At 66.7% G+C, this 25,258-nt stretch carries 23 protein-coding genes; 10 read left to right on the top strand and 13 right to left on the bottom strand.

The features are described 5' to 3' along the window. Positions 1-21: 21 nt before the first annotated feature. The 5 genes from TEF_10965 to TEF_10945 all read right to left on the bottom strand — a co-directional run bounded on the left by TEF_10965 (position 22) and on the right by TEF_10945 (position 8,390). On the bottom strand, positions 22-951 hold the full coding sequence (locus tag TEF_10965) for a 30S ribosomal protein S2 (GenBank protein ANK81258.1): 930 nt from the start codon (positions 949-951) through the stop codon (positions 22-24). A gap of 179 nt (positions 952-1,130) precedes the next feature. Beyond that, the gene (locus tag TEF_10960; GenBank protein ID ANK81257.1) at positions 1,131-4,604 is read right to left on the bottom strand and encodes a DNA polymerase III subunit alpha; all 3,474 of its coding nucleotides are present in this window, start codon (positions 4,602-4,604) and stop codon (positions 1,131-1,133) included. Positions 4,605-4,994: 390 nt separating this feature from the next. Next, the gene (locus TEF_10955) at positions 4,995-5,681 is read right to left on the bottom strand and encodes an ABC transporter (GenBank protein ANK81256.1); all 687 of its coding nucleotides are present in this window, start codon (positions 5,679-5,681) and stop codon (positions 4,995-4,997) included. After that, the gene (locus TEF_10950; protein ANK81255.1) at positions 5,674-6,924 is read right to left on the bottom strand and encodes a multidrug ABC transporter substrate-binding protein; all 1,251 of its coding nucleotides are present in this window, start codon (positions 6,922-6,924) and stop codon (positions 5,674-5,676) included. The genes TEF_10955 and TEF_10950 overlap by 8 nt, the downstream gene beginning before the upstream one ends. A gap of 149 nt (positions 6,925-7,073) precedes the next feature. After that, complete coding sequence (locus tag TEF_10945; protein ID ANK81254.1) at positions 7,074-8,390, bottom strand: proline--tRNA ligase; 1,317 nt, start codon at positions 8,388-8,390, stop codon at positions 7,074-7,076. A 116-nt stretch (positions 8,391-8,506) separates the two neighbouring features. Here TEF_10945 and TEF_10940 point away from each other — a divergent pair, with 116 nt between their 5' ends. After that, complete coding sequence (locus TEF_10940) at positions 8,507-8,977, top strand: hypothetical protein (protein ANK81253.1); 471 nt, start codon at positions 8,507-8,509, stop codon at positions 8,975-8,977. Between the two features lie 10 nt (positions 8,978-8,987). Here the strand turns inward: TEF_10940 and TEF_10935 are convergent, their stop codons facing one another. Further along, complete coding sequence (locus TEF_10935) at positions 8,988-10,064, bottom strand: aminoglycoside phosphotransferase (protein ANK81252.1); 1,077 nt, start codon at positions 10,062-10,064, stop codon at positions 8,988-8,990. Further along, complete coding sequence (locus tag TEF_10930; GenBank protein ANK81251.1) at positions 10,061-11,386, bottom strand: phosphoribosylamine--glycine ligase; 1,326 nt, start codon at positions 11,384-11,386, stop codon at positions 10,061-10,063. The genes TEF_10935 and TEF_10930 overlap by 4 nt, the downstream gene beginning before the upstream one ends. 160 nt (positions 11,387-11,546) lie before the next feature. Between TEF_10930 and TEF_10925 the strand changes: the two genes are divergently transcribed. Further along, a complete protein-coding gene (locus TEF_10925) occupies positions 11,547-11,855 on the top strand; it encodes a hypothetical protein (GenBank protein ANK81250.1) in 309 nt (102 codons plus the stop codon). A 114-nt stretch (positions 11,856-11,969) separates the two neighbouring features. Next, positions 11,970-12,395 carry a hypothetical protein gene (locus TEF_10920; GenBank protein ANK81249.1) on the top strand — a complete coding sequence of 142 codons (426 nt, stop codon included), beginning with the start codon at positions 11,970-11,972 and terminating at the stop codon, positions 12,393-12,395. A gap of 4 nt (positions 12,396-12,399) precedes the next feature. Here TEF_10920 and TEF_10915 read toward each other — a convergent pair whose 3' ends face one another. From TEF_10915 to TEF_10895, 5 genes are all read right to left on the bottom strand, one after another. Continuing rightward, the gene (locus TEF_10915) at positions 12,400-12,972 is read right to left on the bottom strand and encodes a hypothetical protein (protein ID ANK81248.1); all 573 of its coding nucleotides are present in this window, start codon (positions 12,970-12,972) and stop codon (positions 12,400-12,402) included. Beyond that, complete coding sequence (locus tag TEF_10910; GenBank protein ID ANK81247.1) at positions 12,972-13,763, bottom strand: ABC transporter ATP-binding protein; 792 nt, start codon at positions 13,761-13,763, stop codon at positions 12,972-12,974. Before TEF_10910 ends, TEF_10915 begins: the two co-directional genes overlap by 1 nt. A gap of 12 nt (positions 13,764-13,775) precedes the next feature. Next, positions 13,776-15,089, bottom strand: coding sequence for an amino acid ABC transporter permease (locus tag TEF_10905; protein ID ANK81246.1), 1,314 nt, complete (start codon positions 15,087-15,089; stop codon positions 13,776-13,778). Between the two features lies 1 nt (position 15,090). Then, positions 15,091-16,305, bottom strand: a complete 1,215-nt coding sequence (locus TEF_10900) for an amino acid ABC transporter permease (GenBank protein ANK81245.1) — start codon at positions 16,303-16,305, stop codon at positions 15,091-15,093. Between the two features lie 101 nt (positions 16,306-16,406). Beyond that, complete coding sequence (locus tag TEF_10895; protein ID ANK81244.1) at positions 16,407-17,423, bottom strand: amino acid ABC transporter substrate-binding protein; 1,017 nt, start codon at positions 17,421-17,423, stop codon at positions 16,407-16,409. 222 nt (positions 17,424-17,645) lie between these two features. Here TEF_10895 and TEF_10890 point away from each other — a divergent pair, with 222 nt between their 5' ends. Continuing rightward, complete coding sequence (locus TEF_10890) at positions 17,646-18,818, top strand: cystathionine beta-lyase (GenBank protein ID ANK81243.1); 1,173 nt, start codon at positions 17,646-17,648, stop codon at positions 18,816-18,818. 30 nt (positions 18,819-18,848) lie between these two features. Next, on the top strand, positions 18,849-19,586 hold the full coding sequence (locus tag TEF_10885) for a molybdate ABC transporter substrate-binding protein (protein ID ANK81242.1): 738 nt from the start codon (positions 18,849-18,851) through the stop codon (positions 19,584-19,586). Between the two features lie 15 nt (positions 19,587-19,601). On the opposite strand, the gene TEF_10880 is transcribed toward TEF_10885, so the two are convergent. Beyond that, complete coding sequence (locus TEF_10880; protein ID ANK81241.1) at positions 19,602-20,318, bottom strand: hypothetical protein; 717 nt, start codon at positions 20,316-20,318, stop codon at positions 19,602-19,604. A 571-nt stretch (positions 20,319-20,889) separates the two neighbouring features. Here TEF_10880 and TEF_10875 point away from each other — a divergent pair. Genes TEF_10875 through TEF_10855 form a run of 5 tightly spaced genes read left to right on the top strand, consistent with a single transcriptional unit; the run spans position 20,890 to position 25,248 of the window. Beyond that, the gene (locus TEF_10875; protein ID ANK83422.1) at positions 20,890-21,945 is read left to right on the top strand and encodes a TIGR03032 family protein; all 1,056 of its coding nucleotides are present in this window, start codon (positions 20,890-20,892) and stop codon (positions 21,943-21,945) included. A gap of 2 nt (positions 21,946-21,947) precedes the next feature. After that, positions 21,948-22,622, top strand: coding sequence for an NADPH-dependent F420 reductase (locus TEF_10870; protein ANK81240.1), 675 nt, complete (start codon positions 21,948-21,950; stop codon positions 22,620-22,622). A 6-nt stretch (positions 22,623-22,628) separates the two neighbouring features. After that, positions 22,629-23,381, top strand: coding sequence for a coenzyme F420-0:L-glutamate ligase (locus TEF_10865; GenBank protein ID ANK81239.1), 753 nt, complete (start codon positions 22,629-22,631; stop codon positions 23,379-23,381). Then, on the top strand, positions 23,378-24,316 hold the full coding sequence (locus TEF_10860) for a 2-phospho-L-lactate transferase (GenBank protein ANK81238.1): 939 nt from the start codon (positions 23,378-23,380) through the stop codon (positions 24,314-24,316). Before TEF_10865 ends, TEF_10860 begins: the two co-directional genes overlap by 4 nt. Beyond that, a complete protein-coding gene (locus TEF_10855) occupies positions 24,310-25,248 on the top strand; it encodes a hypothetical protein (protein ANK81237.1) in 939 nt (312 codons plus the stop codon). The genes TEF_10860 and TEF_10855 overlap by 7 nt, the downstream gene beginning before the upstream one ends. The last annotated feature ends 10 nt before the right edge of the window (positions 25,249-25,258 follow it).

The raw sequence follows: 25,258 nt of genomic DNA, 5'->3' as shown, positions 1-25,258 counted from the left end.
GCTCCCGCAGAAGACTGCGGCTCAGGCTTCCTTCGATTTCTCGACAAGGTTCTCCGCGCCTTCCTCGCCCTCCTTGGGCGCCGGCGTCTCGGGTTCGTCGGCGGCCGGGACCTCGCCCGCAGGCTTGTCGCCGGTGGTCTCGTCGGCGCCGCCCTCGATCTCGTGGCCCGTGCCCTCGCCTGCCTCGCTCGCGCCGGTCTCCTCGACGGGGATGTCGACAATCGGATTTTCGAGCTCGCCGACATCCTCGTCGCCCGCGCTCATCTCCGCCTGGATGCCGTCGAGCACGGCCTGGCTGAACAGTTCGCAGTAGAGGTTGATGGCGCGCAGGGCGTCGTCATTCGCCGGCACGGGATAATCGATGAAGGTGGGATCGGCGTTGGTGTCGCAGATGCCGATCACCGGGATGCCCAGCTTGCGGGCCTCGGCCACGGCGATCTTCTCCTTGCCCGTGTCGATGACGACCATGACGTCGGGCAGGCCGCCCATCTCCTTGATGCCGCCCAGCGCCCGGTCGAGCTTGTCGCGTTCGCGGGTGAGCTGCAGCAGCTCCTTCTTGGTCAGGCCGGTCTCGCTCTGCACCAGCAGCTCTTCCAGTTCGCGCAGGCGGCGGATGGAATGGGAGATGGTCTTCCAGTTGGTCAGCGTGCCGCCCAGCCAGCGATGGTTGACGTAGAACTGCGCGCAACGCCCGGCGGCATCGGCCACCGCCTGGGAGGCCTGCCGCTTGGTGCCGACGAACAGGACACGGCCGCCGCCGGCGACGATGTCGCGCATGGTCTTCAGCGCCTGGTGCAGCATCGGATGGGTCTGCGACAGGTCGATGATGTGGACGCCATTGCGCGAACCGAAGATGAAGGGATCCATCCTCGGGTTCCAGCGGTGGGTCTGATGGCCGAAGTGAACGCCCGCTTCGAGAAGCTGGCGCAGCGAGAAATCAGGCAATGCCATGGCCTGTATGCTCCTTTTGATCCGGTTTCGCCTCCGCGGGTGTGGTCCGGATCGTTCCCGGACACCGGAAGGGACGGCGGGGCTTTCTGTCCGCGCGCCCTGAACCCGCGTGTGTGATCGCGGCGGGTCATACGCCGCCGGGCCGGCAAATGCAAGCTGCGCGGGCGAGAAACTGCGTCTCAGATTTCGCGGACGTCGACCACGCCCGGCATGGATTTCAGGGACTGGCGGACGGCGCGGTCGATACGGAAGCCGTCGGGGACTTCCAGCTCCAGTTCCCGCGTCCGGTCCTGGGGCCGCATCACCAGCCGGATCAGGCCCTTGCCCGGCCCGGCCCGGTCCAGCGTGGCGCGGATCGGCGGCAGCGCCGAGCTGTCGGCGATGACGATGCGTGCGCCCGCCTCCGCATCCGCGACATAGCCGTCCAGGTCCGCCATCTTGTTCAGCGCCAGGGTGGGTTCGTCGCGGTCGCGCAGGATGTCGACATAGAAGACGGCGTTGCGCCCCGCCTCCATCTCGTCGCGATGGCGGTTCAGCGCCTCCGAAAAGCAGAGAATCTCGCATTCGCCGCTGGGATCGGAGAAGCCGATGAAGGCGAAGGCCTTGCCCTTGGCGTTGCGGCGGATCTGCACCGCCGAGATCGTGCCGGCCAGGGCGATGTTGGTCTTCTGCGTCTCGCCCAGTATCGCCGGCAGTTCGTCAATGCGGGAGACTCCCTTCTGCGCCAGCTTCTGCTGGTAGTCGTCCAGCGGATGGCCGGATAGGTAGAAGCCGATCGCGCCGCGCTCCTCGGCCAGCCGCTCCAGGTCGTCGAAGGGTTCGACCGCCGGCAGGGGCGGCCGGTCCGCATTGCCGCCGCCACCGCCCCCGCCGCCGAACAGGCCCATCTGGCCACTGGCGCGGTCTTCGGCCTGCTGCTGGGCGTAGCGCGCGAGGATATCCACGGACGCCAGCACCCGGCGGCGGTTCGGGTCCAGCTCGTCGAGCGCGCCGGCGCGGGCGAGATTCTCGGTCTGGCGCTTGTTCAGCGCCGAGCCGGCGGTACGCACGGCGAAGTCGAACAGGTCCGCGAACGGCCCGTCCTTGCGCCGTGCGGCGACGATGGCGCCCATGGCGTCGCGGCCGACATTCTTGATCGCGGCCAGGGCGTAGCGGATGCCGGCGACGGTCAGGTCGCGGTTGCGCTCGACCGAGAACGCGACCTCCGAGTGGTTTGCCGCAGGCGGCAGCAGCGGGATCTTCAGGCGCTTCATCTCGCGCTTGAAGACATCCAGCTTGTCGGTGTTGCCCATATCCAGGGTCATCGACGCGGCCAGGAATTCGGCCGGATAGTTCGCCTTCAGCCAGGCCGTCTGCCAGGCGATCAGGGCGTAGGCCGCGGCGTGGGACTTGTTGAAGCCATAGCCGGCGAACTTCTCGATCAGCTCGAAGATCTGGCCCGCCTTCTCGGCCGTGACGCCGTTCTCCGCCGCGCCCTCGACGAAGCGCTCGCGCTGGGCGTCCATCTCGGCCTTGATCTTCTTGCCCATGGCCCGGCGTAGCAGGTCCGCTTCGCCCAGGCTGTAGCCCGAGAGCACCTGCGCCATCTGCATCACCTGCTCCTGATAGACCGGGATGCCGTAGGTCTCGGCCAGGATCGGCTCCAGCATCGGGTGCGGATAGCTGGCCGCCTCCCGGCCGTGCTTGGTGGAGATGTAGGTCGGGATATTGTCCATCGGGCCCGGCCGGTAGAGGGCGACGATGGCGATGATGTCCTCGAACTTGTCGGGCTTCATCTGCCGCAGCACATCCCGCATGCCCGAACTTTCGAGCTGGAACACGCCCACCGTCTCTCCGCGCCCCAGCATCTCGAAGGTCCGCTCGTCGGTTTCGGGGATGTCGGCCAGGCAGAAGTCCGGCCGGCCGCCCTCGCGGACATGGGCGATGGCGCGGTCGAGGACGGTCAGCGTCTTCAGCCCCAGGAAGTCGAACTTCACCAGCCCCGCGGATTCCACGTACTTCATCGAGAACTGGGTGACGGGCATGTCGGACTTCGGGTCTCGGTAGAGCGGCACGAGTTGTTCCAGCGGCCGGTCGCCGATGACGACGCCCGCGGCATGGGTCGAGGCGTGGCGGTACAGCCCCTCCAGCTTCAGCGCCATGTCGACCAGGTACTGCACCGAGCCGTCGGAGTCGTATTCGTGGCGCAGCCTGGGCTCGCTCTCCAGCGCCTGGCCGAGCGTCACCGGATTGGCCGGATTGGCCGGCACCAGCTTGGAGATGCGGTCGACCTGGCCATAGGGCATCTGCAGCACCCGACCGACATCGCGGATCACCGCCCGGGCCTGCAGCTTTCCGAAGGTGATGATCTGGGCGACCTTGTCGTGGCCGTACTTGGCCTGAACGTACTCGATCACCTCGTCGCGCCGGTCCTGGCAAAAGTCGATGTCGAAGTCCGGCATGGACACGCGTTCAGGGTTGAGAAACCGCTCGAACAGCAGCCCGTAACGCAATGGATCCAGGTCGGTAATGGTCAACGCATAGGCGACAAGGGAGCCCGCGCCCGAACCACGGCCCGGGCCGACGGGAATCTCCTGCGCCTTGGCCCACTGGATGAAGTCGGCGACGATCAGGAAGTAGCCCGGGAAGCCCATGGAGATGATGATCCCCAGTTCCCGGTCCAGCCGCTCCCGGTAGACGGTCTCGTCGGGCTCATGACCCTGCTCGCGCATGAAGGCGAGCCGTTCGGTGAGCCCCGCCTCGGCCATGGCGCGAAGTTCGTCGGCCTCGGCCCGGCCGCCCTCGGTGGCGAAACCCGGCAGGATCGGGTCACGCTTCGGCGCCGCATAGCCGCAGCGCTTCGCGATCACCAGGGTATTGGCCGTCGCCTCGGGCAGGTCGGCGAACAGCGCCTTCATCTCCTCGGCCGACTTGAAGCGGTGCTCCGGCGTCAGCCGCCGCCGCTCTTCCTGGCCGACATAGGCGCTTTCTGCGACGCAGATCAGCGCGTCGTGCGCCTCGTACATGTCCTTGTCGAGGAAATAGCAGTCATTGGTCGCCGCCAGCGGCAGGTCGAGATCGTAGGCGAGGTCGATCATGGGTTCCTCGACCCGGTCCTCCTCGGTCTCGCCATGACGCTGGATTTCGACATAGAGCCGGTCGCCGAAACGGGCCTTCATCTCCGCAAGCCAGGCGCGTCCGCCGGCGGCGTCGCCGTCGGCCAGCATCCGTCCCAGCGGTCCCCCCGCCCCGCCGGTGAGCGCGATGAGCCCGTCCGCTCGGCCCTCCATGGCCCCGAGCGGCAGATGCGTCGAGAACATCGGATCGGATTCGAGGAAGGCCGCGGAAACCAGGGCCATCAGGTTCATGTAGCCGGTCTCGTTCTGGACCAGCAGGACGAAGGGCGCGAAGAGCGGCCGCTGCTGGCCCGCCGGCGCGCGGCTGTCCCAGCCGTACTGGACCGAAAGCTGGCAGCCGATGATCGGCTGCACCCCCGCCCCGGCCACCGCCGGGCAGAACTCCATGACGCCGAACAGGTTGTTGGTGTCGGTGACCGCCACCGCGGGCATGCCGGCCTTCGCCGCCGCCCCGGCAAGGTCGCCGAGCCGGATCGCGCCCTCGGCGAGGGAATAGGCGCTGTGCGTCCTCAGATGCACGAACTCCGCATGCGCCATGGCCGAACTCTCTCCGCTGCCGCCCGATCAGAACCCGCGCGGCCGCCCCCCGTGCCCTGCCGGAGAATCGGCCGCCGCGCGTCCATTGTCCCAGACCGCGGCGTCCAAGTCCCCATGCGGCGGGCGTCATTCGTCCCCCGTTTGCAAGATTGCTGTGGACGAAGCTGTGGACAGGACCGTCGGCGCCTCGCCGCCCGGGTCCGTCCCGCTTCCGCTCAGCCGATGCCGGACAGTGCGCCGAACATCTGCGTCCAGGCCGCCAGCACGCCCCAGATTCCGACCAGCGCGGCCAGCGCGCCGAGATCCCTCATCCATTCCATCATCGCCTCCTCCTGCTGCGTTGGAGGCATATGTTTCTTTTATGTTCTCTTTATGTCAACCCATGTTCTCTCACAATGCCGCCTCCCGAAGGACGCCGTCCTCCATCAGCACCGCGCGGTCCATCTGGCGGGCGAGCTGGAGGTTGTGGGTGGCGACGAGGACGCCGGTGCCGGCGGCGCGGGCGACTTCGACCAGGTGATCGAAGACCCGGCCGGCGGTGCCTGGGTCGAGATTGCCCGTCGGCTCGTCGGCCAGCAGGACGGCCGGGAGATTGGCCAGCGCGCGGGCGATGGCGACGCGCTGCTGCTCGCCGCCCGACAGCCGCGCCGGGCGGTGGTCGCCGCGTTCGGCGAGGCCCATCTGGCCCAGCAGTTCCGCGGCCCGCACCGCCGCCTCCTTGCGGCTCTTGCCCGCGATCATCTGGGGCAGGATCACGTTCTCCGCTGCGGTGAACTCCGGCAGCAGGTGGTGGTACTGGTAGACGAAGCCCAACAGGGTCCGGCGCATCGCCGTCCGGCGGTCGTCGTTCAGCCCCGCCGCCGACTGGCCGGCAATGACGACGTCGCCGCCGTCGGGCTTTTCCAGCAGACCCGCGATCTGCAGCAGCGTCGACTTGCCCGCGCCGGACGGGCCGACCAGGGCGACGATCTCGCCGGTCCGGACTTCCAGCGAGGCGCCACGCAGTACCTCCAGCGCCTTCCCGCCCTGGCGGAAGGTGCGGGTGACGCCGTCCAGTCGCAGCGCCGGATCACTCATAGCGGAGCGCCTCCACCGGATCGAGGCGCGCCGCCCGCCAGGCCGGGTAGATCGTGGCGAGGAAGGAGAGCACCAGCGCCATGATCAGCACCATGACCACCTCGCCGGTCTCCATCCGGGCCGGTATCTGGGAAAGGAAGCGGATTTCCGGCGACCACAGCTCGGTGCCGGTCAGGCTCTCAAGGCCGCGCCGGATGCTGTCGATGTTCAGGCAGAAGACGACGCCCAGCGTGAAGCCGGCCAGCGTACCGACCACGCCGATCGAGGCGCCGGCGATGAAGAAGATGCGCTGGATCGCGCCCCGGGTCGCGCCCATGGTGCGCAGGATGGCGATGTCGCGGCCCTTGTCCTTCACCAGCATGATCAGGCTGGAGATGATGTTGAACGCCGCCACCAGGATGATCAGCGTCAGGATCAGGAACATCACGTTGCGCTCCACCTGCAGCGCGGTGAAGAAGCTGGCATTGGCCTGCTGCCAGTCGAAGACGCGCAGATTGCGGTCGCTGCTGATCTCGCGGTGGATCTCCTGGGCCAGCATCGTGGCGCGGTCGGCGTCGGCCACCACGACCTCCAGTCCCGTCACCCCCTCTCCGGTGCGGAAATACTTCTGCGCCAGGTCCAGCGGCATGTAGACGTAACTCGAGTCGTATTCGTACATGCCGACCTCGAACATCGCGCCGATGCGGTAGGTCGCCAGCCGCGGCACGAAGCCCATGGCGGTCGACGAGCCCTTGGGCGAGATCAGCGTGATGCGGTCGCCGAGTTGCAGGCCGAAGCGCTCGGCCAGGCGGAAGCCGACCATCACGGTGCCCGGTTCGGACAGATTGGCGAGTTCGCCCGCCACCAGCTTGCCCGACAACGCCTGGTGGGCCGTGATGTCGTCGAGCTTCAGCCCGCGCACCACCGCGCCGCGCGCCTCACCGCCGGCAGTCGCCATGACCTGGCCCTCCACCAGCGGCGCGGCGCTGACCACCCCCTCGATCCCGCGGATGCGGTCCGCCAGGCTCTCGTAGTCCTCGATGGGCTGCTCGTAGGAGAGCACGGAGACATGGCCGTTCAGCCCGAGGATGCGGTCCAGCAGTTCGGTGCGGAATCCGTTCATCACCGCCATGACGATGATCAGCGTGGCGACGCCGAGCGCGATGCCGACCAGCGAGAACCAGGCGATGACGGAGATGAAACCCTCGGCGCGGCGGGCGCGAAGGTAGCGGACGGCGATCATCCATTCGAAGGCGGAAAACATCTAGGAGGCCTCCCGATCCCCGCGCGCCGCGACCGCGGCGGCGGGGATGACGTCGAGGGGGCGAGCACCGGAACTGTCATCCCCGGTCGAGCAAGGCGAGACCCGGGGATCGGGCTGCACGGTAACTTCGTCAGAGTACGAACACGCCATCATTCGAAACCCACGACCTTGTTGACCGCGGCCTCCAGGCTCATCTCCTCCTTCTCGCCGGAACGGCGGCGCTTGACCTCGACAACGCCGTTCTTCAGGCCGCGGGGACCCACGACGATCTGCCAGGGCAGCCCGATCAGGTCCATGGTGGCGAACTTCGCCCCGGCGCGCTCGTCCGTGTCGTCGACCAGCACTTCCAGCCCGGCATTGGCGAACTGCGTCTCCAGCCCCTCGCAGGCCGCGTCGCAATCGGCGTCGCCGGCCTTCAGGTTGACGATACCGACATGGAACGGCGCCACCGGATCGGGCCAGATGATGCCGTCGCCGTCATGGCTGGCCTCGATGATGCCACCGACCAGACGGGAGACGCCGATGCCGTAGGAGCCCATCTGCAGCTCGGTCTCCTGCCCGTCCGGGCCGGTTACCGTCGCGCCCATGGGCTTCGAATACTTGGAACCGAAATGGAAGATGTGGCCCACCTCGATGCCGCGGCGCTTGACCAGATCCGCGTCGGGCACCGGGCACGCAGCCGGATCGTGCATCTCGTCGGCGGCGGCGTAGATGGACGTCCAGCGGTCGACGATGGGTTGCAGGTCGCCGTCATAGTCGATCTCCGTCGGCGCGCGGAATTCCAGCAGGTCGCGGTGACAGAACACCTCCGACTCGCCGGTGTCCGCCAGAACGACGAACTCGTGGCTCAGGTCGCCGCCGATCGGTCCGGTCGCGGCGCGCAGCGGGATGGCGTGCAGCCCCATGCGCTCGAAGGTCCTGAGATAGGACACGAACATCTTGTTGTAAGCTCTTCTGGAGCTTTCGTAATCCAGATCGAAGGAATAGGCGTCCTTCATCAGGAACTCGCGCCCGCGCATGATGCCGAAGCGGGGCCGCACCTCGTCGCGGAACTTCCACTGGATGTGATAGAGCAGCTTCGGCACGTCGCGGTAGGAGCGTGCGGCGGCGCGGAAGATCTCCGTGATCTGCTCCTCGTTCGTGGGGCCGTAGAGCATGTCGCGGCCATGGCGGTCGGTGATGCGCAGCATCTCCTTTCCATAGTCGTCATAGCGCCCGGACTCACGCCACAGATCGGCCGGCTGGATCGTCGGCATCAACACTTCCAGGGCGCCCGCGGCGTCCTGTTCCTCGCGCACGATCTGCTCGATCTTCTTCAGCACCCGGAAGCCCAGCGGCAGCCAGGAATAGATGCCGGCGCTGGACTGGCGGATCATGCCGGCGCGGAGCATGTAGCGGTGGGAGGCGATCTGCGCCTCCGCCGGATTCTCCTTGAGGACGGGCAGGAAGAACTGGGAAAGCCGCATGGGGACGTCGCTCCGTCGGTTGGGCGCTCTCGAGGGTCGCTAGGTTGTAGGGAAAGCCTTGGCCCGACGCAATCGGCGCTTCCATACTGTCCCGGTCGAAACAGGGGAGGACCGACATGACCGACGACATGCTGCGCGAGGCGGCCGAACGAATGGCGGTGAGCGACGTGATGCACCGCTACGCCACCGCCATCGACACCAGGGATTTCAAGCTGCTGGAGCAGGTCTTCGACGATCCGGTCGAGACCGACTTCTCCGGCTTCGGCGGCGCCGAGGGCCGCTACAGCCGGGCCGAGTGGATCGACGCCGTGCGCAAGACCGTCGGCGGGCTCGACGTCACCCAGCACCTGACCGGCAATCACGTCCACCGGATCGACGGCGACAGGGCACACCTGACCGCCTATCTGCAGGCGCTGCACCGCTACCGCGCCGCCAAGGCCGATCCGGACTACATCATCGGCGGCTATTACGACATCGATCTCGTCCGGCGGCCGGAGGGCTGGCGCATCACGCGCTACGGCCTGACCGTCACCTGGGAGCGCGGCAACCGCTACATCATGCGAGAGGCGTCCAGAGCGGCGCGTTAGAGGCCGTCTCTCACCCCGCCTTGATCACCTTCTCCGCCTGCGCCCAGGCGAACTCGGCGATGGGCCGGATACGCGCCACCTGCTCGTCGGCGTGCGAAGAGGCGGCGGTGCCGTCGCGCACGCGGCCCGCGATGCCCTGCAGGATCGCGGCGATGCGGAACATGTTGTAGGCGAGATAGTAGTCCCAGTTGTCGATCCGCTCGCGGCCCGTGCGGCGGCAATAGGCGGCGACATATTCGTCCTCGTGCGGGATGCCGAGGGCGTCCAGGTCCTCGCCGCCGATGCCGCGGAACAGGCTGTTGGGCAGGCGCCAGCTCATGACGTGGTAGGCGAAGTCGGCCAGCGGGTCGCCCAGCGTCGAGAGTTCCCAGTCGAGCACGGCGACGACGCGCGGCTCGGTCGGGTGAAAGACCATGTTGTCCATGCGGTAGTCGCCGTGGATCACGGTCGTCTCGTCGGTCGCGGGGATGTTCTCCGGCAGCCATTCCATCAGCCGGTCCATCTCCTCGATCTTCTCGATCTCGGAGAGCTTGTACTGCTTGGACCAGCGGCCGACCTGGCGGGCGACGTAGTTGCCGGGCTTGCCGAAATCCTCCAGGCCGATGGCCTTGTAGTCGGCGTTGTGCAGCCGGGCGATGACGTCGTTCATGGCGTCGAAATACTTCGCCCGCTCCGACTTCGGAATGTCGGGCAGGGTCTGATCCCAGATGATGCGGCCGTCGACCAGGTCCATGACGTAGAACATCGTGCCGATGACGTTTTCGTCCTCGCAGAGGCAGTAGGTCTTCGGCGCCGGCACGTCGGTGTGTTCGTGCAGCGCGGTGATCACCTTGTACTCGCGGTCGACCGCGTGCGCCGATGGCAGCAGCTTTCCGGGCGGCTTGCGGCGCAGCACGTATTCCTTGCCGCTGTCGTCGCGCAGCGCATAGGTCGGGTTGGACTGCCCGCCCTTGAACTGCCGCACCTGAAGTCCGCCGCCGAAGCTCTCGACGTGCTCGCGCAGATAGCTTTCCAGCGCGCCCTCGTCGAAGCTGAAACGCTCGTCGACTTCCTTGGTGCCGGAAAAAAGTTCGCTCATCTGATTCATGTCGCCGCGCCTCCCCCGCGCGTCGTCTGCTCGGATACTCGGCCCGTTCTAGCTTCCCGCTCCACCGCGCGCCAGCCGATGTCGCGCCGGCAGAAGCCGTCCGGCCAGTCGATCAGGTCGACCGCCCGGTAGGCGCGGGCCTGCGCCTCGGTCACCGTCGGGCCGGTGGCGGTGATCCCCAGCACCCGGCCGCCACTGGCCAGGAAGCGGTCGCCGTCGCGCTTCGTGCCGGCGTGAAAGACGGTGACGCCGTCGACCGCCCAGGCGTCGGCCAGGCCGCGGATCTCGCCGCCCTTCTTCACGTCGCCGGGATAGCCGTTCGCGGCCATCACCACAACCAGCGCCGGGTCGTCGATCCAGCGCAGGTCGAACTTGTCGAGCACGCCGTCGACGGTGGCCAGGATCGCCAGCAGCAGGTCCGACTTCATCCGCGCCATCAGCACCTGGCACTCGGGATCGCCGAAGCGGATGTTGTACTCGATCAGCTTCGGACCCTGGGCGGTGATCATCAGCCCGGCGTAGAGCACCCCCCGGAACGGCCGGCCCTCCTCGGCCATGCCGCGCACCGTGGGCTCGATGATCTCCCGCATGGCCCGCTCGCACATGGCTTGCGTCATCACCGGCGCCGGCGAGTAAGCGCCCATGCCGCCAGTGTTGGGGCCCGTGTCGCCGTCCCCGACGGGCTTGTGGTCCTGCGCCGTCGCCAGCGGCAGCACGTTGCGGCCGTCGGTGAGCACGAAGAAGCTGGCTTCCTCGCCCACGAGATATTCCTCAACGACGATCTCGGCGCCGGCCGCGCCGAAGCGGCCGCCAAAGGCCTCGTCGATAGCCGCGTTCGCCTCCTCGACGCTCTGCGCCACGGTCACGCCCTTGCCCGCGGCGAGGCCATCGGCCTTGACCACGATCGGCGCGCCCTTCGCCGCAACATAGGCCTTCGCCGCGGCAGCGTCGGTGAAGCGTTCGTAGTCGCCGGTGGGAATGCCATGACGGCGGCAGAGGTCCTTGGTGAAACCCTTGGACGCCTCCAGTTCGGAGGCGGCGCGCGACGGTCCGAACGCCCTGATGCCGGCGGCTTCCAGATCGTCGACCAGTCCGGCCACCAGCGGCGCCTCGGGTCCAACCACCACGAGGTCGACCCCCTCACCCCGGCAGAAAGCGACCACCGCCGCGTGGTCGGCGACGTCCAGGGCCACGCACTCGGCGTCATCGGCGATGCCGCCATTGCCCGGCGCGCAGATCAGACGCGTCAGCACCGGCGAAGCCGCCAGCTTCCAGCAAAGCGCGTGCTCGCGACCGCCCGAGCCGATGACCAGCACGTTCATTGCGGACTCCCGTTTCCTCGAAATCGACCGGGGGCAGTCTTAGCCCAGATTCCCCGAAGCGCGATAGCCCGCCGGCGGAGACGCGTTGACAGCGGCGCACCCCGCTTGCGAGGCTTTGTCAAAGGCGGGTTCGCCCGTCCCCTCCGGGAGCCCCGAACGCATGATCGTGCTGCGCATTCTTGGATATCTGCTGCTTCTGGCGGGAATCACCGCGCTGGGAGTGGAGATCCTCAATTCGCTGGAAGCCGGCGAATGGGCCATCCTGACCACCGGCGAGATCTGGGCGCGGATCGACCGGGACAGCCTGCGGGCGACCCAGGTGGGGCTGGAGCGCTACGTCCATCCGTTCCTGTGGGACCCCATCATGCTCAATATCCTGCTGGCCCCGGCCTGGCTGGTGCTCGGCCTGCCCGGCCTCATCCTGGTCCTGCTCGCCCGCCGGCGGCGTTCAAGGCGGATGTTCAGCTAGCCCGCCGGCGCCGTCTCTCGTGAGCGGAACTAGCGTGACGCCTGAGATCATTTCGTTCGACAGTCTCGCCAGAACGCCGGAACATGTCGCGAACATGTTCAGCAGGAGGGCGAGATGTCCGAACACCCGACACGAACCGGCGGATGCCTCTGCGGCGCCGTCAGCTACCGGATCGACGGCCCGGTCCGCGACATCGTTGCCTGTCACTGCGGGCAATGCCGCAAGACCACGGGACATTATCTGCCCGCCGCCTCGGTCAACCGGCGTCATTTCTCCATGACCGAGGACCGCGGGCTGAAATGGTACCGCGCCAGCGATTTCGCGGGACGCGGGTTCTGCGGCGAATGCGGCTCCACGCTTTACTGGCTGGGCGACGACGCCGCCCACATCTCCATCGCCGCCGGCACGCTGGACGATGCGACGGGCCTGAAGCTGCAGGGTCATATCTTCACCGCAACCAAGGGCGCGTACTACGAACTGGAGCCGGACCTGCCGTCCTGGCCGGCAGGCGACGGGGGCGCCTTTCCGATGCCTGAGTGAGGTGTCAGGCCCTCAGCGCGCCGGCCACCTCGGCGACCCGGCGGCCGATCGCCTCAAGCGACTCGCGGGTCGCTTCGTCGGTCACCCGCCCGTCCTCGATCAGCTTCGGCGCGCCGGGGACTGCGCGTTGTTCCGGCAGCACGATCACCCCGATATTGCCGAGGATGGCCCGCACGTGGACCAGCCCGCGCAGGCCGCCCAGCGCACCGCCCGATCCGGCGACCAGCCCGGCCACCTTGCCGGTGAAGGCATGCAGGCGGTCGCGCCCGTCCACGGGGCGCGAAACCCAGTCGATGGTGTTCTTCAACAGCGGCGTGACGGAACTGTTGTATTCGGGGCAGCCGATCAGCAGGGCGTCGTGGTCGTCGAAGATGTCCTTGAGCCGCATTGCGGTCTCGGGCAGGCCTTCGCCGGCTTCGATGTCGCCATTGTAGAGCGGCAACGGATAGTCGGCGAGCTCCAGCCAGGTCACCGCCGCGCCGGCCGCCCCGGCGCCCTGCGCCGCAGCCTGCGCCAGCACGCGGTTGATCGAGCCGGCGCGGATGCTGCCGGCGAAGGCCAGGACCCGGGCGGCCATCAGTGGCTCAGGATCTGGCTGAGGAACAGCTTGGTGCGGTCGCTCTGCGGATTGGTGAAGAACTCCTCGGGTTCGTTCTGCTCGACGATCTGGCCCTGGTCCATGAAGATCACCCTGTTCGCGACCTTGCGCGCGAAGCCCATCTCGTGGGTGACGCAGATCATGGTCATGCCGCTTTCGGCGAGATCGACCATGACGTCGAGCACTTCCTTGATCATCTCCGGGTCGAGCGCCGAGGTCGGCTCGTCGAACAGCATGATGCGCGGATTCATGCACAGCGACCGCGCGATGGCGACGCGCTGCTGCTGGCCGCCGGAGAGCTGGCCGGGATACTTGTAGGCCTGGTCGGCGATCTTGACGCGCTCGAGGTATTTCAGCGCCTCCTCCTCGGCCTCCTTCTTCGGCGTCTTGCGGACCCAGATCGGCGCCAGGGTGCAGTTCTCGACCACCGACAGATGCGGGAACAGATTGAAGTGCTGGAAGCACATGCCGACTTCGGAGCGGATCTTGTCGATGTTCTTGATGTCCGAGGACAGCGTCGTGCCGTCCACCTCGATGGAGCCCTTCTGGTGCTCCTCCAGGGCGTTGATGCAGCGGATGAGTGTCGACTTGCCCGATCCCGACGGCCCGCAGATGACGATGCGCTCGCCGCGGTAGACCGTCAGGTTGATGTCGCGCAGCACATGGAAGTCGCCGAACCACTTGTTCATGTCGACGATCTGGATGGCCACCTCGTCGGAGATCTTCATCTGCGAACGGTCGACTTCGCGATCGATGGACAGGTCGGACATGGTTCGGACTCCCTAGCGGTGACCCGTCTCGAGCTTGCGCTCGAGATACATGGAGTAGCGGGACATGGAGAAGCAGAAGATGAAGTAGAACAGCGCCACGAAGCCGTAGAGCTCCCAGACGATGCCGTTCCAGTTCTGGTCGGCGCGGATCGGATTGAGAATGCCGACCGGGTCCAGCAGGCCGATGATCGACACCAGCGTGGTGTCCTTGAACAGGCCGATGAAGGTGTTGACGATGCCCGGAATCGAGATCTTCAGCGCCTGGGGCAGAATGATCAGGCGCATGGACTTCCAGTAGTCCAGGCCCAGCGCATCCGCCGCCTCGTACTGACCGCGCGGCAGCGCCGCGAGGCCGCCGCGGATGACTTCGGCCATGTAGGCCGAGGCGAAGGCCGTGACCATGATGATGACGCGCAGGATCAGGTCGAACTCGGTATCCGGCGGCAGGAAGTACGACAACAGGACCGAGGCGACGAACAGCAGGGTGATCAGCGGGACGCCGCGGATGAACTCGATGAACCCGGTGCAGAACGCCTTGATGATCAGCAGGTTGGACTGCCGTCCCAGCGCCAGGCAGATGCCGATGGGCAGGGAGCCCGCGATGCCGGTGAAGCCGAGGATGAGCGACAGCAGGAAACCGCCGATCCGGGCCGATTCCACCGGCTCCAGACCGATGTTCACGATGGAGGTCAGGAGGTCGTCGAGCGGCACGACAAGGAACAACCACCAAAGCACCGCGGCGAGGATGGCCAGCCCGACGGAGGTCAGGAAGGCCACGCCTTCGTCCATCACGTTCGCCAGGGCGCGCGAGCCGTACTGGACGATCAGGAACCCGATTCCGAGAGCCGCGGCGACCAGGACGGGGCCCCAGATGCTGCCGCCCCAGATCAGCCAGTAGGCGATCAGCGGATAGGCCGCCGAGAGGACAAGCAGCTTCCGCGGGGCCGAGCTGAACAGCACCGGATAGAGCGATGCGAACAGCAGCGCGAAGGTGAGCGAGGGCCGCCAGCGCAGATGGTCGGGATAGAAGCCGAAGAAGAACTGCAGCCAGCGTTCGTTGATGACCGCGAGACAGGCGCCGTCGTCGATCTCCCGGCAGTTCGAGAGCGAACTCGCATCCCATACGGAATCGAGGAACAGCCATGGGGTTATCCCGACCACCACAAGGTAGATGATGTAGAGCCCGAGCAGGGTGAGGATGGTGTTGAAGACGCCGGAGAACAGGTTGGTCCGCAGCCAGGCGATGGCGCCCGACTCGTTCCTGGGCGGCGGGGCGGCCGGAATCTGCTTGTCGGCGACGAAGCGGGCGGTGTGTTCCTGGACCATCCTACCGCTCCCTCAGCTTCACGCGCTCGTTGTAGGCGTTCATCACCGCAGAGATGCTGAGCGAAACGACCAGGTAGAAGGACATCAGCAACAGCATGGTCTCCATTTCGCGGCCGGTCTGGTTCAGCGTGATGCCGCCCAGCGTGCCGGTCGCGTCCATGTAGCCCACGGCGATGGCCAGCGACGAGTTCTTGGTCAGGTTCAGATACTGGCTGATCAGCGGCGGGACGATGACCCTCAGCGCCTGGGGCAGGATGACCAGGTTCATGGTCCGGTTGGGCCTGAGGCCGAGGGCGAACGCCGCCTCCGTCTGGCCCTTGCTGACGGAGAGGATGCCGGCCCTGACGATCTCGGCGACGAAGGCGCCGGTATAGATCGACAGCGCCAGCCACAGCCCGATCAGGCTGTCGCGCATGAAGATGCCGCCCTGGAAATTGAAGCCCCGCAGCACCGGGTCTTCCAGCGTGATCGGCATGCCGGCGATGAAATAGAGCAGCAGCGCGGGCAGGAAGAACAGCGCCAGGTTGATGCGGAACACCGGCGGGATCTGGCCGGTGGCGTCCTGTCTCTTGCGCGCCCAGCGGGTGAAGAACCAGATCGCGGCGCATGAAATCAGGAAACCGACGACGACGACCGTGGACCCCTCCCCGAAGACCGGGATGGGAATGTAGAAGCCCCGGTTGGTCAGGAACACGGATTCCCACAGATAACCCGACATCCCGTCCTCGCCCCGATAGGCGGCGGGCGGCGGCAGGGTCTCGTTGATCGCGGCGACGACGATCAGGATCCAGATCAGCACCGGCACATTGCGGAAGCTCTCGATGTAGACGGTCATCAGACGCGCGATGAGCCAGTTCTTCGACAGTCTGAGCACGCCCGCGATCACGCCGACGACGGTCGCGGTGATGCAGCCGAGGACGGCGACCAGCAGGGTGTTGAGAATGCCGACCAGCGCAGCGCGGCCGTGGGTCGAGGTCGAGTCGTAGTCGATCAGGCGCTGGTTGATGTCATAGGACGCTGTCTCCCACAGAAAGCCGAACTCGAACGTCTTTCCCAGCCGTTCGAGATTGACCACTGCGTTGTTCAACAGCCAGGCGAACGCCAGCATGATCACGATGAGCGCAAAGATCTGGATCGTGTAGGATCTGTAGCGCGTGTCGTAGATGAGCTGGCTGAACCGGAACCCCTCTTCCGGCCGATCGGCGCTCACGGACATGCCTCACCCTCTCGAAAACTTTGGCAAGCCTGAAAAAAACTAAACAATAGGATAAGAAAAAAGGCGCGCCCTTTTCAGGAGCGCGCCTTTTTCCGGACCGCTTAGCGGAACGGCGGAGCGTAGAGAATACCGCCCTTCGTCCACAACTGGTTCAGGCCGCGGGACAGCCCGATCGGCGTGCTTTCGCCGACATACTTCTCGAAGATCTCGCCATAGTTGCCATTGGCGGCGATGGCCTTCACGGCCCAGTCATTCGGCAGGCCGAGCATTGCGCCATAGCTGCCTTCGGTACCGAGCAGGCGATTGACCTCGGGGTCTTCGGTGCCCCCGGCCTTCTCCATGACGTTCGCCTTGGTGATGCCCTTCTCCTCGGCGATGATCAGCGCGTTCAGCACCCAGCGGCCGACGTCGGCCCATGCCGAGTCGCCGTGACGGACCAGCGGGCCCAGCGGCTCCTTGGAGATGATCTCGGGCAGGATGATGTGCTCGCCCGGATTCTCGAAGGTGGCGCGGGTCGCGGCAAGGCCGGAGGCGTCGGTGGTATAGACGTCGCAGGCGTTGGCCAGATACTTCTGTTGCGCCTCGGCGTTGGTCTCGATCGGGACCGGCTCGTAGCTCATGTTGTTGGCGCGGAAGAAGTCGGCCAGGTTGAGCTCGGTGGTGGTGCCGGTCTGGATGCAGACGGTCGCGCCGTCCAGTTCCTTCGCCGACTTCACGCCCAGACCCTTGCGGGTCATGAAGCCCTGACCGTCATAATAGTTCACGCCCAGGAAGGTGAACTTCAGGTCGACGTCGCGGCTCAGCGTCCAGGTCGTGTTGCGGTAGAGGATATCCACCTCGCCCGAGGCCAGCGCCGTGAAGCGCGTCTTGCCGGTCGTCGGCGTGAACTTGATCGCTTCGCTGTCGCCGAAGATCGCTGCGGCGGTCGCGCGGCAGAACGCCACGTCGAAGCCGTCCCAGTTGCCATTGGCGTCGGTGAATGCGAAGCCGGCGAGGCCGGTGGAAACGCCGCACTGAACGAAGCCCTTGTTCTTCACGTCGTCCAGCGTCGCCGCCTGTGCGGCCGCGGACACCGCCAGTGCGGCGGTCGCGGCCAGGATAGCGCCTTTGAGTTTCATGTTACCTGATTGCTCCCTGTGAAAGTTTGACTCCCGCCCAGATCAAATGCGCTCGGACCCCTACCCTTCCGGGAGTTTGACCGAACCACATCGTTTCGCGGGTGCGGCAACCGACCAAAAGCCTATGTCCGCTCCCCCCGCAACACAACAGTCATTTCAACGGCAGACGCGCTCTGCCAATATCCGCGCGAAGTTCAATCCGGGAGGCAGACAAGCGTAGAAATGAAGCAGGACACGAAGATCGTCAGCGCCGGACGCGATCCGGAGGCAAATCTGGGCATCGTTAATCCGCCCGTCTATCACACCTCCACGATCCTGCAGCCAAGTCTTGGAGAGATGCGCCGGAAGGGGGAAGCACGGGCCCGCGGCGAGTCAGTCACGATGTACGGACGCATCGGTCACCCCACCTCCCTGGCCCTCGAGGATGCGATGGCCGAGATCGAAGGCGGTCACCGCTGCTTCGCCTTTCCCTCCGGCCTCGCCGCGATCGCGACGGCGCTGACGGCCTATGTCGGGTCCGGCGATCACGTGCTGGTGACCGACAGCGTCTACCGTCCGACACGCAGCTATTGCGACGGGCTGCTGAAGCGGATGGGCGTGGAGACGACCTACTACGATCCGCTGATCGGCGGCGGCATCGCGGACCTGATCCAGGAAAACACGAAGATCGTCTATGTCGAGGCGCCGGGCTCCCAGACCTTCGAGATGCAGGACATTCCCTCCATCGCGAAGGCCGCCCACGCCGCCGGCGCCATCGTGATGATGGACAACACCTGGGCGACACCGCTCTATTTCCGGCCCTTCGAGAAGGGCGTCGACGTCTCGATCCATGCCGGCACCAAGTACATCGTCGGCCATTCGGACGCGATGCTGGGACTGGTCACCACGACAGAGGCGGCCTGGGATCCGCTGCGTGCGACGGCGCAGATGCTGGGTCAGTGCGTCGGCCCCGACGACGTCTATCTGGGCCTGCGGGGGCTGCGCACGCTGTCGGTCCGGCTGGAGCGCCACATGAAGAACGGCCTCGAGATCGCCCGCTGGCTGGAGGAACGACCTGAAGTGGACCGGGTGCTGCACCCCGGCCTGCCCGGCCATCCCGGCCATGACATCTGGAAGCGCGATTTCCTCGGCGCCTCGGGGCTGTTCTCCATCGTGCTGAAGGAAGGCCATGACGATGACGCCCTGGCCCGGATGATCGACGGCTACGAGCTGTTCGGACTGGGCGCGAGCTGGGGCGGCTACGAGAGCCTGGTGATCAGCCAGAAACCGGAGCAATACCGCACCGCCACCCCCTGGCGTGGCCCCGGCCCGCTGGTGCGCTACCATATAGGTCTTGAGGATCCGGACGACCTCAGGGAAGACCTGTCGAAAGGGTTTGCGCGGCTCGGGAGCTAGAACATGCGTAAATTGGCACTGGCGCTTCTGATGATCTGCCACGCCGCCCCGGCGGCGGCGGCGGACGTCACCGTCTTCGCTTCGGCCAGTCTGGAGGAAGTCGTCGAGATGCTGGCCGAATCCTTCGAAGACCGCACCGGCGAGAAGGTGGGCATCACCCTGGCCGGGCGTTCGGCGCTGACCCGCCAGTCCCGGCGCGGACCGTCCACCGACATCATCATCTCCGCCGACATCCAGTGGCTGGACCGACTGGAGGACGGCAAGGCCATCATGGCCCCGAGCCGCCGGGTGATCGCGGGAAACCGCCTGGTGCTGGTGGCGCGCTCCGACGACGCCGACGCGGCGGCAACCATCGAGGCCGCGTTGAGCGAGGGAGGCCGCGGCATGATTGCCATTGCCGACCCGTCCAACGCGCCGGGCGGACAACGCGCCCGCGAGGCGCTGCGGGAACTCGGGCTCTGGGACACGCTGAAAGCGCGCACGGCTCAGGCCGGCGACACCCGCGAGGTCATCCGCTTCGTGCAGCGCCGTGTGGCCCGTTACGGCATTGCCTATCACACCGATGCGCTGGCCTTCGAGGACATCAAGGAAGTCGCGGTCTTCGCAGAGGATCTGCACGACCCGATCCGCTATGAACTCGCGCTGACCTTCCAGGGTCAGGCGCTGAACCGTGAGCTGTCATCGCGCTTCGTGGAACATGTGCTGAGTCCGGCCGGCTTCGAAATCCTCGCCGCGGCGGGCTTCATTCCCTGCCCGGATGGCTGCTGAGGCGGCCGGCGGCGTTCAGCGCGGCGTCAGTTCCGGGGTGGTCAGCTTGTCGGCGCGGATCGCGAGGGCGTCGCGGTCCCAGATATAGAGACTCTTGCCCTTCTTCTTCACCAGACCTTCCTGGGAAAGCTGGCTGATCACGCGGGCCACCGTCTCGCGCGTGGTGCTGGCGCGCGCCGCGATATTGCTCTGGGTCGGCAGGGGATAGATCACCCAGGTCTCGGGGGTCACCGGATCCGCCTCGGCCAGGCGCAACAGCTCCAGATAGACGCGCTGCACCGCGCCGAGAGTGGAGAGGTCCATGATGCGCTCGTCGCAGGTGCGGATGATCTTCGCCAGCCGGTGCAGCAGCGCCATCGACGCCTCGGGACGGGATATCACGAAATCCATGAACACCTGCGGGGCGATCTGCGCCAGCACGCACGTGCCCTGGGCGACCGCCGAGGCCGACCGCGGCAGGCCGTCGATGGCCGCCAGCTCGCCGAAATAGCCGCCCTGACGGACCGTCGCGTAGGCGATTTCACGGCCCGACGTCGAATAGTTGACGATCTGAACCTGGCCTTCGACGACGAACATCACGTCCCGGGAATCGCTGTTGCGGTCGAGGACCTGTTCGCCGTTCTTGAAGCGCCGCCAGGTACAGCGTCGTTCCAGCGTGGCCACTTCCGCCTCGGGCAGTCCCTTCAGGAGCTCGCACCCGGCCAGGGAGCCTATGGTCTGTTGCTGAGACATGCCGACTGATCCACCCCGCATTGCCGTCTGTCACGCCCGGACGATTCGCGGCCCCAACAGCCGTGATCATTATAGCCGGTTGCGCGTCCGTGTCCGCTCCCTTGTCGGTGATGGTGGATGCGGTACGCGGCTGCGTCGATTCCGTACCAGACCGTATCAGTCCGGGCCAGACGAAACATCTTGCCGACAATTGTTGCCGGAACCGCGCCGTTTTCGTCCGGCGTGTCTGTCACATGAGCGTGATGAACGAGAATTCGGGCGCGCGCCGTTCTCCGCTGTGACTTGGGTCACAGTCTGACATGGCCGCGTTGTCCGACTATTGTCTTGCGCCTTCCCGGAGCAATCCGGGAAACCCAAAACGCCAACTCGAAAGCCCCGGTCCGGTTCTCCGGCCCGGGGCTTTTTTCGCGGGCCCGCCCGGAAGCCCGCTCGGCGGTCCCGATTGTCGAGCCTGCCCGGCCCATGCTACAGCGTCGCGTCCTTCGGCGGATGCGGAACCCCCATGACGGAAAAGCAGGAGACGGAGCCGGCGGCCGACGCCCCGGCCGGAAGCGAGGCGGAGAAGCTCCGCCTGACGCCGTCCAGACAGTTCCCCAACTGGCTCGCCGAACAGGGCGTCAGTCTGGCGTTCACGACCTATCAGGCGGGAAAGCTGTTTCTGATCGGCCTCAACGCGGACGGGCGGCTGTCGATCTTCGAACGCACCTTCAACCGCTGTATGGGGCTCTGGACGGACAGCCAGACGATCTGGATGAGTTCGCTCTACCAGATCTGGCGGATGGAGAACGTGCTCCCCGCCGGCGAGACCTATCGCGGCCATGACCGGCTGTTCGTGCCCCAGGTCGGCTACACTACCGGCGATATCGACGTCCATGACATGGCGGTCGACCGCGACGGGCGCCTGGTCTTCGCCGCAACGCTTTTCGGCTGTCTGGCGACACTCAGCGAAAGCCATTCCTTCAAGCCCCTCTGGAAGCCCCCCTTTCTCAGCAAGCTGGCGGCGGAGGACCGTTGCCATCTCAACGGCCTGGCGATGCGCGATGGCCGGCCCCGCTATGTCACGGCGGTCAGCCGCTCCGATGTCGCCGACGGCTGGCGCGACCGCCGCACGGATGGCGGCGTGGTCGTCGACGTCGACAGCGGCGAGATCGTCGCGGACGGCCTGTCGATGCCGCACAGCCCGCGCTGGCATGATGACCGGCTCTGGCTGTCCAATGCGGGAACCGGCGAGTTCGGGTATATCGACCCGAAGTCCGGCCGCTTCGAACCGGTGACGTTCTGTCCCGGCTTCCTGCGCGGCGCGACGATCGTCGGCGACTTCGCCGTGGTCGGCCTGAGCCTTCCGCGCGAGAACCAGGCCTTCACCGGCCTCGCCCTGGACGAGAAACTGAAGGGCGCGGATGCCGAAGCCCGCTGCGCGCTCTATGTCATCGACCTGAAGAGTGGCGACGTGGTGCACTGGCTGCGCATCGAGGGCGTGGTCCAGGAACTCTACGACGTGGCGGCACTGCCCGGCGTGCGGCGGCCCATGGCGATCGGATTCATGACCGACGAGATCCGGCGGGTACTCACGGTCGACGACAGTGACTGGCCGGACCGGATCGAGAACAAGGGGGAGAAGGACTGAACATGGCGGACAGGAAACCAGGCATTGCGGTCATCGGCGGCTCCGGCGACCTGGGATCGGGACTGGCGCTGCGCTGGGCGCGCGCGGGCTATCCGGTGATCATCGGCTCGCGCACGGCGGAAAAGGCCGTGGCCGCGGCCGACGGGATCCGCGAGCGCATTCCCGGCGCGGAGGCTTCCGGGATGGAGAACAGCGCGGCGGCCGCCGCCGGCGAGATCGTCGTGATGACGGTCCCCTTCAGCAATCATCGCCCGACGCTCGAAGCCGTGCGCGACGCCGTGCAGGGCAAGATCTTCGTCGACGTGACCGTACCGCTGGTGCCGCCGAAGGTGAGCCGCGTGCAGATGCCGCCCGAGGGTTCCGCCGGCAAGCTGGCGCAGGAAATCCTTGGCCCCGAAGTGCAGGTGGTTTCCGCCTTCCAGAACGTGGCCGCCGACCACCTCGCCGATTTCGAACACGACCCCGATTGCGACGTCCTGGTGGCCGGCAACGCGGTTGCGGCGCGCGAGCAGGTGGTCGAACTGGTCGAGGCCTGCGGGATGAAGGGCTGGCACGTCGGCCCCATCGACAACGCCGCGGTCGCCGAAGCCCTGACGTCGGTGCTCATCTTCATGAACAAGCGCTACAAGAGCACGGGCGCCGGCATCCGCATCACCAATATTCCCGAGGCCGACTGACCGGCCATGCCGCAGCGCCTCGAGGTCATCGGTCTGTCCGGGCTGCCGGAGGTCCGGGCGGGCGACGACCTGCCTGCACTGCTGCGTGAGGCCGCCGGCGCGGCTGGCGGGTTCGCCGACGGCGATGTCCTCGTCATCGCGCAGAAGATCGTCTCGAAGGCCGAGAACCGCTTCGTCGACCTGCGCGCTGTCTCGCCGGGCGAACGGGCGATCCGCATCGCACGCCACTGCGACAAGGATCCGAGGCAGGTCGAGGTCATCCTGTCCGAAAGCACGGAGATCCTGCGCCACCGGCCCGGCGTCCTGATCGTGCGCCACAGGCTGGGCCATGTGCTCGCCAATGCCGGTATCGACGCATCCAACGTCCCCCAGCGGGACGGTTCCGAGTTCGTCCTGCTGCTGCCCCGCGACCCGGACGCGAGCGCCGAGGCAATCCGCCGACGCGCCGGCGCCCGGATCGGCGTCGTCATCAACGACAGTCCGGGCCGCGCCTGGCGCGCCGGCTCGGTCGGCATCGCCATCGGCTGCGCCGGCGTGAAGACGGTCGCCGACCTGCGCGGACAGACCGACCGCGACGGCCGGACGATGCAGGCGAGCGAACTCGCCATCGCCGACGAACTCGCCGCCGCGGCCTCCATCGTCATGGGCCAGGCCGCCGAGGGTGTGCCGGCCGCGATCGTCCGTGGCGCGGGCGACATGCTGGGCGAGGGCCGCGCCGCCGACCTGGTCCGCGACCGGGATATGGACCTGTTCCGATGAGCGGGCCGAGAATGGTCTATCTGTCGGGTGGCGTCGGCGGGGCCAAGCTCGCCCTGGGCCTCTCGCACCTGCTGCCGCCCGAACGGCTGACCATCGTCGCCAACACCGGCGACGATTTCGAGCATCTGGGCTTCCCCGTCTGTCCGGACATCGACACGCTGGTCTACACGCTTTCCGGTCTCGCCAATCCCGCTCTCGGCTGGGGACGGCGCGACGAGACCTCCGCCTTCATGGAAACCCTGCGCCAGCTTGGCGGGCCCGACTGGTTCTTTCTGGGCGACCGAGACCTTGCCATGCATGCCGAACGCCGCCGGCGTGCGGCCGAGGGGCATAGTCTGACCGAAATCACCGCAGCTCTGGCGCAGGCTCTGGGTGTCGAACATCCGATCCTGCCCATGACCGACGAGCCGGCGCCGACAATCGTCGAGACCGCCGACGGCCCCCTCGCCTTCCAGGACTATTTCGTTCGGTTGCGCGCGGAACCCGCCGTCACAGGCTTCACGCTGCACGGCGGGCATATGGTTGCGCCTTCGCAGGCTGTTCTCGATGCCATCCGGGACGCCGACCAGATCGTGATCGGGCCATCCAACCCCTATATCTCGATCGACCCGATCCTGAAGCTCGCCGGCATGGACGCGGCGTTGCGCGAAGCTTCGGTCCCGGTCGCGGTGATCTCCCCCATCGTCGGCGGCAAGGCGATCAAGGGGCCGACGGCGAAGATGATGGCCGAACTCGGTCGGGAATCCTCGGTGGCCGGCGTCGCGGCGCATTACAGCGCTCTGGCGTCCGTTCTCGTGATCGACGCGGCCGACGCGGATCAGGCTGCCGGACTGGCGGAACTCGTTCCCCACGTCTCGGTCACCAACACGGTCATGCGCACGCTGGAGGACCGGGTCGCGCTGGCGCGCCATGTCCTTGGCCAGCAGCCATGGTGAAGCCGCGCCCCAGGGACATTCCCCAGACCGGCGACGACCGCCCCGTCGACAACCTGCTGCAGTTCGTCTGGCGGATGAGCGGTCACCACCAGATCTGGCTCTGCCTTCTGGCTCTGACCGTCGCGGCCCTGAGCATGGCGCCGCTGGAACTGCAGCGGCGCATCGTCAACCAGGCGCTGGACAAGGCGGACCTGGAGCACCTGCTGTTTCTTGGCGGTCTCTTCCTCGCCGTGGTCGTGCTGTCGGGATTGCTGAAGTTCGCGCTCCGCATGTACCAGGGCTGGATCAGCGAGAGCGCCATCCGCTATGGCCGCGGCCATCTGCTGCGGCTCTATCGTGAGAAACCCGACGAGGACAATCACGAGTCCGGCCGCGCCGTCTCCATCATCAGCGCCGAGATGGACAAGCTCGGCAGCTTCGTCGGCGAGGGCCTGTCGCAGCCGGTCGCCAATCTGGGCATGCTGGTCGCGATCCTCGGCTACATGCTAGTGGTCGAGCCGCTGGTCGCCCTGCTCGGCGCGGTCCTGCTGGTGCCGCAGGCGCTGCTGGTGCCTGTCGCCCAGCGCCGCATCAACCGCCTGATCGAGCGCCGTCTCGAGACCATGCGCGACCTCAGCGACGTCATCGGCGAGGACGCGCGCGACGCCGGCGCCGAGGCGAAGATCGACCGGCTCTACGACAACCGCATGAAGACCTTCCTGGTGAAGTTCGCCATGAAAGGCCTGATCAACCTGATGAACGGCCTCGCCCCGCTCGGCGTGCTGATCTTCGGCGGCATCATGGTGATCCGCGACGAGACCAGCGTCGGCGTCATCGTCGCCTTCATCACCGGCTTCGAGCGCATGGGCAATCCGCTCAGGGAGCTTCTGAACTACTACCGCGTCGCCGCGCAGGCCACGGTCCAGCACCGCATGATCGCGCGCTGGATGTAGCCGCTGGCGC

The sequence above is a fragment of the Rhizobiales bacterium NRL2 genome, assembly GCA_001664005.1.
Taxonomy (GTDB): domain Bacteria; phylum Pseudomonadota; class Alphaproteobacteria; order Minwuiales; family Minwuiaceae; genus Minwuia.
The sequence above is the reverse complement of the archived record's forward strand: the minus strand, read 5'-3'. Positions and strand labels throughout refer to the sequence as shown.

What these genes read in the sequence shown, in the direction of transcription:
- TEF_10965 (ANK81258.1), bottom strand. Translation starts at nt 951, where the DNA reads ATGGCATTGCCTGATTTCTCGCTGCGCCAGCTTCTCGAAGCGGGCGTT.
- TEF_10960 (ANK81257.1), bottom strand. Translation starts at nt 4,604, where the DNA reads ATGGCGCATGCGGAGTTCGTGCATCTGAGGACGCACAGCGCCTATTCC.
- TEF_10955 (ANK81256.1), bottom strand. Translation starts at nt 5,681, where the DNA reads ATGAGTGATCCGGCGCTGCGACTGGACGGCGTCACCCGCACCTTCCGC.
- TEF_10950 (ANK81255.1), bottom strand. Translation starts at nt 6,924, where the DNA reads ATGTTTTCCGCCTTCGAATGGATGATCGCCGTCCGCTACCTTCGCGCC.
- TEF_10945 (ANK81254.1), bottom strand. Translation starts at nt 8,390, where the DNA reads ATGCGGCTTTCCCAGTTCTTCCTGCCCGTCCTCAAGGAGAATCCGGCG.
- TEF_10940 (ANK81253.1), top strand. Translation starts at nt 8,507, where the DNA reads ATGACCGACGACATGCTGCGCGAGGCGGCCGAACGAATGGCGGTGAGC.
- TEF_10935 (ANK81252.1), bottom strand. Translation starts at nt 10,064, where the DNA reads ATGAATCAGATGAGCGAACTTTTTTCCGGCACCAAGGAAGTCGACGAG.
- TEF_10930 (ANK81251.1), bottom strand. Translation starts at nt 11,386, where the DNA reads ATGAACGTGCTGGTCATCGGCTCGGGCGGTCGCGAGCACGCGCTTTGC.
- TEF_10925 (ANK81250.1), top strand. Translation starts at nt 11,547, where the DNA reads ATGATCGTGCTGCGCATTCTTGGATATCTGCTGCTTCTGGCGGGAATC.
- TEF_10920 (ANK81249.1), top strand. Translation starts at nt 11,970, where the DNA reads ATGTCCGAACACCCGACACGAACCGGCGGATGCCTCTGCGGCGCCGTC.
- TEF_10915 (ANK81248.1), bottom strand. Translation starts at nt 12,972, where the DNA reads ATGGCCGCCCGGGTCCTGGCCTTCGCCGGCAGCATCCGCGCCGGCTCG.
- TEF_10910 (ANK81247.1), bottom strand. Translation starts at nt 13,763, where the DNA reads ATGTCCGACCTGTCCATCGATCGCGAAGTCGACCGTTCGCAGATGAAG.
- TEF_10905 (ANK81246.1), bottom strand. Translation starts at nt 15,089, where the DNA reads ATGGTCCAGGAACACACCGCCCGCTTCGTCGCCGACAAGCAGATTCCG.
- TEF_10900 (ANK81245.1), bottom strand. Translation starts at nt 16,305, where the DNA reads ATGTCCGTGAGCGCCGATCGGCCGGAAGAGGGGTTCCGGTTCAGCCAG.
- TEF_10895 (ANK81244.1), bottom strand. Translation starts at nt 17,423, where the DNA reads ATGAAACTCAAAGGCGCTATCCTGGCCGCGACCGCCGCACTGGCGGTG.
- TEF_10890 (ANK81243.1), top strand. Translation starts at nt 17,646, where the DNA reads ATGAAGCAGGACACGAAGATCGTCAGCGCCGGACGCGATCCGGAGGCA.
- TEF_10885 (ANK81242.1), top strand. Translation starts at nt 18,849, where the DNA reads ATGATCTGCCACGCCGCCCCGGCGGCGGCGGCGGACGTCACCGTCTTC.
- TEF_10880 (ANK81241.1), bottom strand. Translation starts at nt 20,318, where the DNA reads ATGTCTCAGCAACAGACCATAGGCTCCCTGGCCGGGTGCGAGCTCCTG.
- TEF_10870 (ANK81240.1), top strand. Translation starts at nt 21,948, where the DNA reads ATGGCGGACAGGAAACCAGGCATTGCGGTCATCGGCGGCTCCGGCGAC.
- TEF_10865 (ANK81239.1), top strand. Translation starts at nt 22,629, where the DNA reads ATGCCGCAGCGCCTCGAGGTCATCGGTCTGTCCGGGCTGCCGGAGGTC.
- TEF_10860 (ANK81238.1), top strand. Translation starts at nt 23,378, where the DNA reads ATGAGCGGGCCGAGAATGGTCTATCTGTCGGGTGGCGTCGGCGGGGCC.
- TEF_10855 (ANK81237.1), top strand. Translation starts at nt 24,310, where the DNA reads ATGGTGAAGCCGCGCCCCAGGGACATTCCCCAGACCGGCGACGACCGC.